This is a genomic window from Streptomyces sp. NPDC041784, from assembly GCF_055591025.1.
This window is the reverse complement of the sequence record NZ_JBVJAB010000015.1, coordinates 37947-51354: the sequence shown is the minus strand read 5'-3', so window position 1 is coordinate 51354 and position 13408 is coordinate 37947. Positions and strand designations below refer to the sequence as shown.

At 70.9% G+C, this 13408-nt stretch carries 13 protein-coding genes; 12 read left to right on the top strand and 1 reads right to left on the bottom strand.

Features of this window, described 5'->3' with window-relative positions; translation table 11 throughout:
- Positions 1–23 precede the first annotated feature (23 nt).
- Genes ACZ6D7_RS29185 through ACZ6D7_RS29170 form a run of 4 tightly spaced genes read left to right on the top strand, consistent with a single transcriptional unit; the run spans position 24 to position 3869 of the window.
- Positions 24–890 (top strand): alpha/beta fold hydrolase, encoded by an 867-nt coding sequence (locus ACZ6D7_RS29185; protein WP_469496959.1) that lies wholly within the window; start codon positions 24–26, stop codon positions 888–890.
- 3 nt (positions 891–893) lie between these two features.
- Complete coding sequence (gene hcaB, locus ACZ6D7_RS29180) at positions 894–1733, top strand: 3-(cis-5,6-dihydroxycyclohexa-1,3-dien-1-yl)propanoate dehydrogenase (RefSeq protein ID WP_469496956.1); 840 nt, start codon at positions 894–896, stop codon at positions 1731–1733.
- A gap of 50 nt (positions 1734–1783) precedes the next feature.
- On the top strand, positions 1784–3361 hold the full coding sequence (locus tag ACZ6D7_RS29175) for an acyl-CoA synthetase (protein ID WP_469496954.1): 1578 nt from the start codon (positions 1784–1786) through the stop codon (positions 3359–3361).
- A 7-nt stretch (positions 3362–3368) separates the two neighbouring features.
- Positions 3369–3869, top strand: coding sequence for a GNAT family N-acetyltransferase (locus tag ACZ6D7_RS29170; RefSeq protein ID WP_469496952.1), 501 nt, complete (start codon positions 3369–3371; stop codon positions 3867–3869).
- 8 nt (positions 3870–3877) lie between these two features.
- Here the strand turns inward: ACZ6D7_RS29170 and ACZ6D7_RS29165 are convergent, their stop codons facing one another.
- A complete protein-coding gene (locus ACZ6D7_RS29165) occupies positions 3878–6244 on the bottom strand; it encodes a SpoIIE family protein phosphatase (protein WP_469496950.1) in 2367 nt (788 codons plus the stop codon).
- 253 nt (positions 6245–6497) lie between these two features.
- Here ACZ6D7_RS29165 and ACZ6D7_RS29160 point away from each other — a divergent pair, with 253 nt between their 5' ends.
- The 8 genes from ACZ6D7_RS29160 (at position 6498) to ACZ6D7_RS29125 (ending at position 13045) form a co-directional block, all read left to right on the top strand.
- The gene (locus ACZ6D7_RS29160) at positions 6498–7481 is read left to right on the top strand and encodes a zinc-binding dehydrogenase (RefSeq protein ID WP_469496947.1); all 984 of its coding nucleotides are present in this window, start codon (positions 6498–6500) and stop codon (positions 7479–7481) included.
- A gap of 12 nt (positions 7482–7493) precedes the next feature.
- Complete coding sequence (locus ACZ6D7_RS29155; protein WP_469496945.1) at positions 7494–8432, top strand: 3-carboxyethylcatechol 2,3-dioxygenase; 939 nt, start codon at positions 7494–7496, stop codon at positions 8430–8432.
- A gap of 5 nt (positions 8433–8437) precedes the next feature.
- Entirely contained in the window at positions 8438–9235 is a 798-nt protein-coding gene (locus tag ACZ6D7_RS29150; protein WP_469496942.1) for a 2-keto-4-pentenoate hydratase, read from the top strand.
- Positions 9232–10206: an acetaldehyde dehydrogenase (acetylating) gene (locus ACZ6D7_RS29145; RefSeq protein WP_469496940.1), complete on the top strand. Its 975-nt coding sequence runs from the start codon at positions 9232–9234 to the stop codon at positions 10204–10206. The genes ACZ6D7_RS29150 and ACZ6D7_RS29145 overlap by 4 nt, the downstream gene beginning before the upstream one ends.
- The gene (gene dmpG, locus ACZ6D7_RS29140; protein WP_469496938.1) at positions 10203–11231 is read left to right on the top strand and encodes a 4-hydroxy-2-oxovalerate aldolase; all 1029 of its coding nucleotides are present in this window, start codon (positions 10203–10205) and stop codon (positions 11229–11231) included. Before ACZ6D7_RS29145 ends, dmpG begins: the two co-directional genes overlap by 4 nt.
- Positions 11232–11252: 21 nt before the next feature.
- Positions 11253–12167, top strand: coding sequence for an alpha/beta hydrolase (locus tag ACZ6D7_RS29135; protein WP_469496935.1), 915 nt, complete (start codon positions 11253–11255; stop codon positions 12165–12167).
- Positions 12168–12410: 243 nt separating this feature from the next.
- The gene (locus ACZ6D7_RS29130) at positions 12411–12776 is read left to right on the top strand and encodes a hypothetical protein (RefSeq protein WP_469496932.1); all 366 of its coding nucleotides are present in this window, start codon (positions 12411–12413) and stop codon (positions 12774–12776) included.
- Positions 12773–13045 carry a hypothetical protein gene (locus tag ACZ6D7_RS29125; protein ID WP_393631069.1) on the top strand — a complete coding sequence of 91 codons (273 nt, stop codon included), beginning with the start codon at positions 12773–12775 and terminating at the stop codon, positions 13043–13045. Before ACZ6D7_RS29130 ends, ACZ6D7_RS29125 begins: the two co-directional genes overlap by 4 nt.
- The last annotated feature ends 363 nt before the right edge of the window (positions 13046–13408 follow it).

The following is a 13408-nucleotide window of genomic DNA, read 5'->3' as shown; positions in this document are numbered from 1 at the left end:
CCCTTGTGAACCGGAGCCCGCTCGTGACCACTGAACAGACCACAGAGGTGAAGCTCGTCGAGCACACCGTGCAGACCACGCTCGGCACCGTCGCGGTCAGCGAGGCGGGCGAGGGCCCGGTGCTGGTGATGCTGCACGGCGGCGGCCCCGGCGCGAGCGCGGTGGCCAACTACCGCCAGAACCTCCCCGCGCTCACCGAGCACTTCCGCGTGATCCTGCCCGACCAGCCCGGCTTCGGCGGCAGTTACCGCCCCACCGAAGCCGACCTCGACGCCCGCAGCATCACCGAGATCACCGTCGACGCCCTGCTGCAGACTCTGGACGCCCTCGGCATCGACCGCTTCCACCTGCTCGGCAACAGCCTCGGTGGAGCGGCCGCCATCGCCACCGCGCTCGCCGTCCCCGAGCGTGTGGAGAAGCTGGTGCTGATGGCGCCGGGCGGCGGCTGGCTGCCGTTCGGACCCACCCCGACCGAGGGCCAGAAGGCGATGTTCCGCTACTACAACGGCGAGGGCCCGACCCTGAAGAAGATGCGGGACTTCATCGGGGTGATGACCGCCGAGCCCAAGCGCTGGACGGACACCGCGCAGGCCCGCTACGAGGCGTCCCTCGACGAGTCCCACATCGCCTTCTACCACGCCTACAACGCCGCTTTCGCCAAGCGGCACGGCATGGACCCGCTGTGGCAGCGCGTTCACAAGATCAAGGCGCCCACCCTCCTGCTGTGGGGCCGCGACGACCGCACCATCACTCTCGACGGCGCCCAGCTCATGCTCAAGCAGATCCGCGACGTCCAGCTGCACGTCTTCGGCGGCTGCGGCCACTGGGTCCAGCTGGAGCGGCAGGCCGAGTTCGAGCGCCTGGTCACCGACTTCCTCGGGGAGCACTGAATCATGGGATGGCTGGAGGGCGAGGTCGCCCTGATCACCGGCGGGGGCTCCGGCATCGGTCGCGCCGTCGCCCTGCGCTACCTCGCCGAAGGCGCGAGCGTCGCCGTCCTCGGCCGTGGGGCCGCGCAGTTGGAGGAGGTCGTCGCCGCGGCGGGCGACCGCTCCGACCGGGTGCTGCCCCTCACCGGCGACGTACGCTCCCCGGACGATCTGCACCGGGCGGTGGACGCGACCGTCGAGAGGTTCGGCAAGCTGGACATCCTCGTCCCCAACGCCGGGATCTGGGACTACCACCGCAGCGTCACCAAGCTCGACGGCAAGGAGCTGTCCGAGGCGTTCGACGAGGTCTTCGGCATCAACGTCAAGGGCTACGTCCTCGCCGTCGAGGCGGCCTGGCGGGAACTCGTCGCCACGCGCGGCAGCATCGTGATGACCCTGTCCAACGCCTCCTTCCACACCGACGGTGGCGGCCCCCTGTACACCGCCAGCAAGCACGCCTGCCTCGGCCTGCTCCGGCAGTTCGCCTACGAGCTGGCGCCGCGCGTCCGCGTCAACGGCGTCGCCGTCGGCGGCATGCGCACCAAGCTGCGCGGCCCGCAGAGCCTGGGCCTGCAGAACCGCACGCTCGAAGCCTCCTTCGCCAAGAACGAGGCGTCCGGACAGGAACAGCAACCGCTCATCCCGCTGTACGACTCCAGCGTCGAGCCGGAGGACTTCACCGGCCCGTACGTCCTGCTCGCCTCCCGCGCCAACAGCGGCACCGTCACCGGCGCCGTGATCCCCGCCGACGGCGGCATCGCCGTCCGCGGATTCCGTTCCCCGGCCGGTGGCGCCGGCCTCTGAACCGTCTCCCCTTCTCACTTCCGCACGACAGCCATCGAAGGAGCCGCCGCATGGCCGCCGTCGACATCAGCCCCGCCGCGGCACTGCACCGCAGAGCCCAGTACCCCACCGCCTGCGCACTCGTCTACGAGGGCCATGAGATCTCTGCCGCCCAACTCAGCCGCAGGACGGCCGAGTTGGCCGTCGGGCTGGCCGAACGTGGACTGCGGCGCGGCGACCGGGTCGCCTACCTCGGCCTCAACAGCGTGACGTTCTTCGAGACGCTGCTGGCCGCGGCACACCTCGGGGCGGTCTTCGTGCCGGTCAACTTCCGGCTCGCGGCCGAGGAGGTGCGCCACATCCTCAGCGACAGCGGTGCGCACACCCTGGTCGTCGAGGAGGGCCATCGCGCACTCGTCGAGTCGGTGATGAGCGACATACCCGCCCGCATCCACGTGCTGGTCGACACAGATCCGCGGTGCCCCGCGGCGACGGCGCCCGCCGCCGTCTGGACACCGCTCTCGGAACTGCTCGGAGCCGACCGACGTGGCACGGAGCCGGTGGCGCTGTACGACGACGACCTGGCGGCGCTCATGTACACGTCCGGCACGACCGGCCGACCCAAGGGTGTCATGCTCACCCACGGCAACCTCTGGTGGAACGCGGTCAACGTCGAAGGTGTCGTGGACACCCGCCCGGACGACGTGAACCTCGCCGTCGCCCCGCTCTTCCACATCGGCGGCCTCAACGCCCTCACCCTGCGCACCCTCGTGCGCGGCGGCACCGTCGTGGTGCGCCGCGCCTTCGACCCCGTCCAGTGCCTGGAGGACCTCGTCCAGCACCGCGTGACGACCCTGTTCGCGGTCCCCGCGATGTACAGCGCCCTGACCCGCGTGCCCGGCTTCGCCGCGGCCGACCTCTCCGCCCTGCGATCCGCGATCGTCGCGGGCGCCCCCGTCCCGTCCCAGCTGATCAGGAACTACGAAGAACGTGGCATCCTGCTCCAGCAGGCGTGGGGGCTGACCGAGACCGCGCCCTTCGCCTGCTACCTCCCGGCGGGGCTCACGGCGGAGAAGGCCGGATCGGCCGGCGCACCCATGCCGTACACGGAGATCCGCATCGTCGACCCGGTCACCGGGGCGGGCGTGCAGGACGCGGACACGCGCGGGGAGATCTGCGTGCGCGGCCCGAACGTCACGCCCGGCTACTGGAACAACGACGAGGCCACCCGTGCCGCCTTCGACGACGCGGGCTGGTTCCACAGCGGCGACATCGCGCATCGGGACAAGGACGGCTTCTACTACATCGTCGACCGCCTCAAGGACATGATCATCAGCGGCGGGGAGAACGTGTACCCGGCCGAGGTCGAGCGCGTTCTCGCCGCGTACCCGGGTGTCCTGGAGGCGGCCGTCATCGGCGTCCCGCATCCGAAGTGGGGCGAGACCGTGCTCGCCGTGCTGACCTGCGAGCCCGGGACCACGCCCACACTGGAGGAGGTGCGCGCCTTCACCGGCGGGCACCTGGCCCGCTACAAGCTGCCCACCCAGGTGCTGATCGCCGAACAGCTGCCCCGCAACGCCAGCGGCAAGCTGGTCAAGTCCGAACTGCGGAGCTGGGTCGAGACCCAGCGGCCCGCCGAGACACCGTGAGCCGGCCATGAGCATCCACACCGCCGTCGTACCGGCACCGCCCGAACCCGTTCTGGGTACCGACTGGACGCTGCGCCCGCTCGACGAGCCCGCCACGGTGACCCCGCAGACGGCGCGCACGTATGCCGTCACCGAGGCCCAGGGCGGTCCGACGCTGCTCCTGCGCGTCCACCGTGTCGCGCACCACCCGCTGCACAGCTGCTATCCGTACGGCACCCACGACCTTGCCCTGGGCCTGGTCCTCCCCGACCACGGGCCGTCGGGCCGGGCGCTTGCCGCGAAACTGCTGTGCGCCCTCGTCCCCGCACTCTTCCTCGCCGACCCCCGCTGCCGCCGCATCGTCGCCGCACCGGACGAGAGCGACACCGTCACCCAGACCGCCCTTGAGGCGGGCGGACTCCTCCGGGTCACCGAGGCCGACCTGCCCGACGCCAGCGTGGTCCTGTTCGCCGCCGAACCGCCGGACCTCGCCGACATGTCCACCGCCCTGGACGACATGCCCCACTGACCACCGCCTCACCGCGTGGAGTGGTGGAGAGGAGCAAGCTCGGCCCAGATGGTCTTGCCGGTGCGTGTGTAGCGCGTACCCCACCTTCGGGTGAGCTCGGCGACCATGAACAGGCCGCGGCCGCCCTCGTCGAACACCCGGGCCCGGCGAAGGTGCGGACTGGTGTTGCTGCTGTCGGAGACTTCGCAGATCAGTGCCTCGTCCTTGATCAGTCTGAGGCGGATCGGGCCGCTGGCGTACCGGATGGCGTTCGTCACCAGCTCGCTGATGACCAGTTCCGTGACGAACGCGGTTTCCTCCAGGCCCCATGCGACCAACCGGTCGCAGGCGCGGCGGCGGGTCTCGGCGACGACCGCGGGATCGACGGGAACGTCCCAGGAGGCGACGCGGTCCTCGTCGAAGAGACGGGTGCGGACCAGGAGCAGGGCGATGTCGTCGGTGCGTGCTTCGGGGCTCAGGGTGCCCAGGACGGTGTCGCACAGCGCTGCAAGCGAGGACGCGGGCCGGGCCAGAGTGTGGCGTAGGGCGTCGAGTCCCTCGTCGATGTCGCGATCGCCGGCCGAGAGGAGGCCGTCGGTGAACAGGGCGAGCAGACTTCCTTCGGGCACGGTGACCTCGGCCGCCTCGAAGGGCAGGCTGCCCAGCCCCAGAGGCGGGCCGGCGGGCAGGTCGAGGACCGTGCTGGTGCCGTCCGGGTGTACCAGGATCGGCGGGGGGTGGCCGGCCCGGGCAAGGGAGCAGATGCCGGAGAGGGGGTCGTAGACCGCGTACAGGCAACTGGCTCCGATGGCGCCGGGGATCTCACCTGTGGCGACGGTGTCGTCCTCGGTGTGGGTGACGATGTCGTCGAGGTGGGTGAGGAGCTCATCGGGCGGGAGGTCGATGTCGGCGAGGGTGCGCACCGCCGTACGCAGGCGGCCCATGGTGGCTGAGGCGTTGATGCCGTGGCCGACGACATCGCCGACGACCAGGCCGACGCGGGCGCCGGGCAGCGGGATCACGTCGTACCAATCGCCGCCCGCCTGCGTGCCGCCGCCCGCAGGGAGATAGCGGGAAGCCGTCTCCACGGCAGGAACCGTGGTCGGGCCGTGCGGCAGCAGGTTGCGTTGCAGCGCCAGCGAGATGCCGCGTTCGCGGGTGAACCGGCGGGCGTTGTCCAGGCAGACCGCGGCCCGCGCGACCAGGTCCTCGGTGACGGCCAGATCGTCAGGGCCGAACGGCTCGCGAGGTGAGCATCTGACGAACATGGCTGCTCCGAGGGTGGTGCCACGGGCGCGGATGGGTACGGCGATCAGCGAATGCACTCCGCGCGCGCGGGCCTGCGCCGCCTGGACAGGGTCGTCGGCGAACCAGCGGACGACCTGGGAGTCGTTGACGTGGTGCCGTGCCGCCCGGCCGCTGGCCAGACACCGGGCGATCGGCGAAGTAGCAACATGGTTGCTGATCTCGTCCGGGGCCGGATGCTCTCCGGACGTCGCGGACGCCACCCTGTATGCCGCCCGGCGCAGCGGGACGGGACCGGACAGGACAGGTGGGGGCACATCGCCCTGGAAGACGGGGTCGAGCAGGTCCACGCTGACGAGGTCGGCGAAGCGGGGTACGGCGACCTCGGTGAGCTCGCGTGCGGTGCCCACCACGTCCAGGCTGGCGCCGATGCGGGTCCGGGCCTCACTCACGAGGGCCAGCCGCTCCCGGGACTCGTACTGCTGGGAGTAGTCGTACGCCGACAGACCCGCCCCATGCACCTGGCCGGCTTCGTCCGTGAGCGGGAAAATGTCGAGAGCCCATGGGTGCGCCCTCGGCTCGCCCGGAAGCCTCACGAAGAGCTCGCTGAATTCGGGCTTCCCGGTCTGAACAACCCGGCGGATCCGCTGCTCGACTTCCTCGTATGCGGGGCCCTGAAGGATCTCGGCCAGGAACCGGCCGCGGACGTCGTGCTCGGAGAGGCCCGTCACCTGCTCCGTGGCCTCGTTGCCGAACAGTATGCGTCCCTCGCGGTCAAAGATCGAAAGGGCGAGGGGCTGCTCCTGGAACATCCATCGCTTGAGTGAGCACTCGTCCGGGGAGTCCGTCCCGGGTACGACCATCACCAGGCACCCGGTCGGCCGCTTGTCGGACGGCAGCGGATAGAGGCGCACCTGAGCATCCGACAGCCTGCCGTCCCGGTGCCTCAGCACTGCCCAGTCAGCGGTGAACAGATCGGCCAGAGGCTTGCCGATGACCTCCTCGGGGGCATAGCCCCACAGCGTCTGGGCGCCGCTGCTCCAATGGGTCACCCGGCCGTCCGGGTCCGTGACCGCGATGGCCGCAGCCGTGCCGAGGAAGGACCCTGTCGACGCCGGAGGGAGTCGGCCGGGCGGCTCGTCGGACGTCATTGTCGTGTCCTTGGTGGCCTGTGGTCGTGCCCTGAGTGGCCTTGTTGCCGGACTTGCTGACCATGTTCACGATCCCCCTGGGGCTGGCAGGTTTCAAGCCGAGCGGCCACGCCGCCCGCTGGTCGGCGTGCCAGGCGTCCGAGGGGAGTGCAGGGGGCCGGGCACGGGCCGCCGTCCGGCAGGAGCCCGGACGTGTGCTGCACCGTGGCACACGGGCTAGGTCCTGCCTCCGGGTGCGGGTGAACGTGGCTGCGTGCTTGCAGCAACCGCCATCTCCCAGAGCGCTGCCGACCCGCTGTCCGGGCTGGTGCTGCGCGACGTACCGGTACCTCACCCGAAGCCCGGCTGGTCCCGGGTACGGGTCGTGGCCTCTTCCCTGAACATGCACGACCTGTGGACGCTGCGTGGCGTGGGCCATCCCCCGGAGCGCCTTCCCATCGTGCTCGGCTGCGACGCGGCCGGACACGACGAGGACGGCAACGAGGTCATCGTGCATCCGGTGCTCGGCGACCCGGACGCGGGCCGGGGCGACGAGACGCTCGACCCGAACCGTGCGCTGCTGTCCGAACAGCACGACGGGGCCTTCGCCGAGTACCTGACCGTCCCCACCCGCAACCTGGTGCCGAAGCCCGCGTGGCTGTCCTTCGACGAGGCGGCCTGCCTGCCGGTCGCCTGGGGCACCGCCTACCGCATGCTCTTCACCCAGGCCCGGATCACCGCCGGCGACCGGGTGCTCGTACAGGGTGCGGGCGGCGGGGTCGCCTCCGCCGCCATCCGGCTCGCGGTGGCCGCCGGGGCCGTCGTCTACGCCACCAGCCGCAGCGAGGCCAAGCGTGCCGAGGCCCTCACCTGGGGGGTGCGCGCCGCGATGGCCCCCGGTGCACGGCTGCCCGAGCGGGTGGACGTAGTGATCGAGACGGTCGGCGAGGCGACCTGGTCCCATTCGCTGAAGTCGCTGCGGCGCGGCGGCACGGTCGTGATCGCGGGAGCGACGAGCGGCGCCAACCCGCCCGCGGACCTGGCCCGCATCTTCTACCTCCAGGGACGAGTCCTCGGCTCCACCGGCTGCACCCGTGGCGAGCTCGTCGCGCTGCTCCGGCTGATGGAGGCCACCGGAGTCCGCCCCGTGATCGACCGCACCCTGCCCCTCACGGACATCCACAAGGGCTTCCAGCTCATGATCGACGGCGGTCTGACCGGGAAGCTCGTCATCCACCCGTCGGCCCCCCAGAGTTAAGGACCCTCTCCCATGACCGCAGCTGTCGTCGGGCTCTCGCACTCGCCCCTGATCGGCAGGAACGACCCCGAGCCCGAGGTTCTGGCCCGCGTCGACGAGGCCGTCGAGAGCGCCAGGGCCTTCGTCCGCCGCTTCGACCCGGAGCTCGTCGTCCTCTACGCGCCCGACCACTACAACGGCTTCTTCTACAAGGAGATGCCCCCGTTCTGCCTGGCCACCGAGGCCCACGCGGTGGGCGACTTCGGTTCCCAGGGCGGGCCGCTGTCGGTCGACACCGACGCCGCCAGGACTCTGGCCAAGGGGGTGCTCGACCGCGGCGTCGATCTCACTGTCTCGGCCCGGATGACCGTGGACCACGGCTTCGCGCAGCCCCTGGAGGTGCTCTTCGGCGGTATCGACCGCGTGCCGGTGGTGCCCGTCTTCGTCAATGGCGTGGCGACCCCGCTCGGCCCGGTCAGCCGTATCCGCGCTCTCGGCACCGCGGTCGGTGAGGCCGCGGCCGCCCTGGACAAGCGGGTGCTGTTCGTCGCCTCCGGTGGTCTGTCCCACGACCCGCCGGTGCCGGTGCTCGAGGGCGCACCGCCCCGGGTCGCCGACGCGCTCATCGAGGGAAACCCGCCCACCCCGGAGCAGCGTGCGAAGGGCGAGGAGCGGGTCGTCCAGGCCGGCCGCGACTACGCCGCCGGGTCGTCGAAGATGATCCCGATCAACCCCGCCTGGGACAACCTCCTCCTCGACCACCTGGAGCGCGGCGACCTCGCGGAGTTCGACTCCTGGACCGTCGACGACATGGCCGCACAGGGCGGCGGCTCCGCCCATGAGGTCCGCACCTGGATCGCGGCGTACGCCTCCCTCGCGGCCACCGGCAAGTACGAGATGACGTCTCGCTTCTACGAGGCCATCCCCGCCTGGATCGCCGGATTCGCTGTGACCACGGCGGAAGGGCGGTGACCGGCATGGCACTCACACCCGTCGAGCTGGCGGCCGCCCGGCTCGCCGCCGCCTTCGCCGAGGGACGGCCCGTGGCCCCGGTACGCGATCTGCTCGGTACCCAGGACGTCGACGCCGCGTACGCCGTACAGCAGGAACTCACCCGCAGCAGAGTGGACAGCGGTGCGGTCGTCGTCGGCCGCAAGATCGGCCTGACCTCCCCGGCCGTCCAGCGCCAACTCGGCGTCGACCAGCCTGACTTCGGGGTGCTCTTCGCCGACATGGACGTCTCATCCGAGGCCGAGGTCCCCTCCGGCAGGCTGCTGCAGCCCAAGGCCGAGGCGGAGATCGCCTTCGTCCTCAAGGAGGACCTGGCCGACGGCGACCTGGACCCGGCGCAGGTGCGGGCTGCGGTCGACTACGCGGTCGCCGCGCTGGAGATCGTCGACAGCCGTATCGCCGACTGGGACATCTCCCTCACCGACACGGTCGCCGACAACGCCTCCAGCGGACTGTTCGTGCTGGCGGAACGCCGCCTCACGCTGGACGAGTTCGAGCCCCGCGAGACCGTGATGCGGCTGTACGCCGACGACGTCCTCGTCTCCGAGGGCAACGGCGCCGCCTGCCTCGGCGACCCCCTGCACGCGCTGGCCTGGCTCGCCCGGACGGCCCGTGACCTGGGTGACCCGTTGCGGGCCGGACAGGTCGTCCTCTCCGGCGCGCTGGGCCCGATGGTCCCGGCCCCGCCCGGCACCCGGATCCGCGCCGAGATCAGCTCGCTCGGCGAGGTCACCGCCGCATTCTCCGAGAAGAGGGACGCATGACTTCCCCCAAGACGTCAAAGACCAAGGTCGCCATCATCGGGTCGGGCAACATCGGCACCGACCTGATGATCAAGATCCTCCGCCTGTCGGACACCCTCGAAGTGGCCGCCATGGTGGGCATCGACCCGGAGTCCGACGGCCTCGCCCGCGCCGCCCGACTGAAGGTCCCGACGACCCACGAGGGCGTCGAGGGCCTGATCGCCATGCCGCACTTCGACGACATCGAGATCGTCTTCGACGCGACCTCGGCCAAGGCCCACCTGGCCAACGCCCACCGGCTCGCCCCCTTCGGAAAGCGGCTCATCGACCTCACCCCCGCCGCGATCGGCCCGTTCGTCGTCCCGCCCGTCAACCTCGACGAGCACCTGGAGGCCGGCGCGGACAACCTCAACATGGTCACCTGCGGCGGCCAGGCCACCATCCCCATGGTCGCGGCCATCTCCGCGGTGACCGACGTCCACTATGCGGAGATCGTCGCCTCCATCGCCTCCAAGTCGGCGGGGCCGGGCACGCGCGCCAACATCGACGAGTTCACCGAGACCACCTCCCACGCCATCGAGAACGTCGGCGGAGCGGCCCGCGGCAAGGCGATCATCGTCCTCAACCCCGCCGAACCCCCGCTGATCATGCGAGACACCGTCCTCTGCCTCATCGGGGACGCGGACCACGACGCCATCCGGGCCTCAGTCAAGGACATGGCGGCGCGGGTCGCGCAGTACGTGCCGGGCTACCGCCTCAAGCAGGAGGTGCAGTTCACCCCGATCGTGGAAGGCGAGCCCGTGCACACCCTGCTCCCCGAGGGCGCGGGCCCGGTGACCACCCGTGTCTCGGTGTTCCTCGAAGTCGAGGGCGCCGCCCACTACCTGCCCGCCTACGCCGGAAACCTCGACATCATGACCTCGGCCGCCCTGCGCACCGCCGAGTCGATCGCCCGGCACAGCACCACCGTCACCGCGGAGGCCAGCCGATGACTCACCAGCTCTACATCCAGGACGTGACCCTGCGGGACGGCATGCACGCCATCCGGCACCGCATCGATCCTGCCGACGTGGGCCGCATCGCGGCCGCCCTCGACGCAGCCGGCGTCGACGCCATCGAGGTCGCCCACGGCGACGGCCTCGCCGGCGGCTCCCTCAACTACGGCCCCGGCAGCCACACCGACTGGGAATGGATCGAGGCCGCGGCGGACGCGATCAACAACGCCGTTCTCACCACGCTCCTTCTCCCCGGCATCGGCACCATCGCCGAACTGGAGCGCGCCTACGCCCTCGGCGTCCGCTCGGTGCGCATCGCCACCCACTGCACCGAGGCCGACATCTCGGCCCAGCACATCGCCAAGGCGCGCGAGCTGGGCATGGACGTCTCGGGCTTCCTGATGATGAGCCACATGGCCGAGGCGCCCCAACTTGCCGCGCAGGCAAAGCTCATGGAGTCCTACGGCGCCCAGTGCGTCTACGTCACCGACTCCGGCGGCCGCCTCACCTTGGACGGCGTACGCGAACGGGTCCGCGCCTACCGCGACGTACTCGACGAGAGCACTCAGATCGGCATCCACGCGCACGAGAACCTCTCCCTGTCGGTCGCCAACAGTGTCGTCGCCGTCGAGGAGGGCGTCACCCGCGTCGACGCCTCCCTGGCCGGACAAGGAGCGGGTGCCGGAAACTGCCCCATCGAGGCGTTCATCGCCGTGGCGAACATCCAGGGCTGGAAGCACGGCTGCGACCTGTTCGACCTCCAGGACGCCGCCGACGACCTGGTCCGTCCCCTGCGCGACCGCCCCGTACAGGTCGACCGCGAGACGCTCACCCTCGGCTACGGCGGCGTCTACTCCTCCTTCCTGCGCCACGCGGAGATCGCCGCCGAGCGCTACGGCGTCGACGCCCGCACCCTCCTGCTGGAAGTCGGCCGGCGCGGCCTGGTCGGAGGCCAGGAGGACATGATCGTGGACATCGCACTCGACTTGATGTCCAACCCGGCTACCAGCCCCGTGAACTGACACACAGTAAGGAGAAAGCCCATGGGCGAACGTCTGCCCATACGCATTCCGATCGACGGAGACGAACTGGACGCCTGGTGGTACGCCCCCGAAGGCGTCGACGGACCCGCCCCCTGCGTCGTCCTGGCGGCCGGTTTCGGCGGCATCAAGGAGATGCGGCTGGCGGCCTACGCCGAGCGGTTCGCCGCCGAGGGGCTCGGCGCCCTGGTCTTCGACTACCGGTCCTTCGGCGAGTCCAGCGGGCGTCCGCGCAACCTGCTCGAGATCAAGCGGCTGGTCGCCGACTATCACGCCGCCGTCTCCGCGGCGAGGTCCCGTCCTGAGGTCGACTCCAGGCGTGTCGCCGTGTGGGGCAGCTCCATGTCGGGCGGCACCGTGGTGCTGGTCGCCGCGGAGGACCCGAGCATCGCCGCAGTGGTGTCGCAGGCGCCCCTCGCCGACGGCCGGGCCGCGCTGGTGCGCATGGTGAAGAGGTCGGCGACCCATGTGCTGGGCCTGGGCGTGGCGGGCGTCCGGGACGCCCTCGGGGCTCGCCTCGGCCGTGAGCCGTACACCGTGAAGGCCGTGGGCCGCCGCGGTGAGCAGGGCGCCGTGCTGGCCACTGCGGACGCCTACGAGGGAATGCTGCGCCTCCTTCCGGCGGAAGTGCCCTACGACAACGAGGTCAGCGCGCGCGTGATCCTGTCGCTGCCCTTCTTCCGCGCCGTCGCGGCCGCCCCCCGGCTCACCTGCCCCCTGCTGGTCCAGGTGATGGACCACGACGACCTCACGCCGCCGGGCCCCGCTGCCGCTCTCGCGGCCGCGGCTCCGCACGGCGAGCTGCTCGCCTACCGCGGCGGCCATTGGGACCCCTACGTCGGAGAGGGCTTCGACCAGGTGGTTCCCGACCAGATCGCCTTCCTCAAGCGGACTGTCGGGGCTCCAGCCGCTCGGTGACGGTGCGGCGCACCCTCACCGGCGCGTCGGCGGGGACCGCTCCCTCGCCGGCGCCGGTGTCGTACGCACGTCGGTGCGATCTGCCTGATCAAGTCGCCCTCGCGTCAGCACCGCGCACTGTCGGGACTGCCGCAGCGGCTGGCCACACTGGCTGATCCGCGGCACCGCGCGGGAAGCGTCACCCGTTCGTGAGCGTGCTGCTGATCGCGTGCTCGGCCGTACTGGTCGGGCCCCTCGTTCGCCGTGATCGGCCAGTGGGCCAAGAACGCTCCGCAGGAGGCTCTTGCCCGGCTCGGTGCCCGCACCACCAGCGTGTTCGCCGTCCGCGTTGCGCCGAGCCCGGCGACCGTCCGCCGGATCATCAACACCACCTGTCCCGGCGGCCTGGCCGACCTGCTCGGCGCCGACCCGGCCGGGTCCGACACCCCGGCCGTGGACGGCAAGAGCACCCGCGGCTCGTGCAGCGGCGACAGCCCGGCCGCACATCTGCCGGCCGCTGTGACCTGTGCCATGACGGCCGTCACCCAGCTGCGAGTGCCGGACAAGACCAACGAAATCACCTGCTTCGCGGCCCCGTTAGAGCCCTACAGCCTGACCGGCGTGAGGTGACCGCCGACGCCCTGCACACCCAGCGCGCACACGCCCACTTCCTCGTCGAGCAGAAGGACGCGCACTATGCCTTCCCCGTCAAGAAGAACCAGCCGATCCCTTATGCGCAGCTCAAGACACTGCCCTGGGACAAGGCGACGGCGAAGTTCTACGACCGGTCCCACGGCAACGGGCGGTTGGAGACCCGGACGGTACAGGTCCTGACGTCACCGCCCTCGGCATCGACTTCCCGCACGCCGCGCAGATCGTCCGCCACCGGACCTGCGTGAAGAGGGGCAGACGCACCCGCGAGACGGTCTACGTGCTGACCGACCTCACCAGCCACCAGGCATCCCCCGAGCGTCTCGCGAAGATCGTGCGCTCGCAGTGGACCATCGAGAACCGGCTCCACTTCGTTAGCCCTCCACCCGAACGCGGGCTGCCGACTCTCGCTCCTCCAGCATTCCCAGCACCGATGCCACCGCGCCCCCCTCGACCATGCAGCGGACACAAGACGTCGCGATGCCTCCCTCAACCCGAGCGAAACCATGCCTGACCAGCAGGAATCAAGGGATCACGTTCGGTTGGGATACGGCTTCTGAGGATCGTGGGCGCGGTCGACGATCCAGACGCCTCGTCCCCGGTCGGCCAGG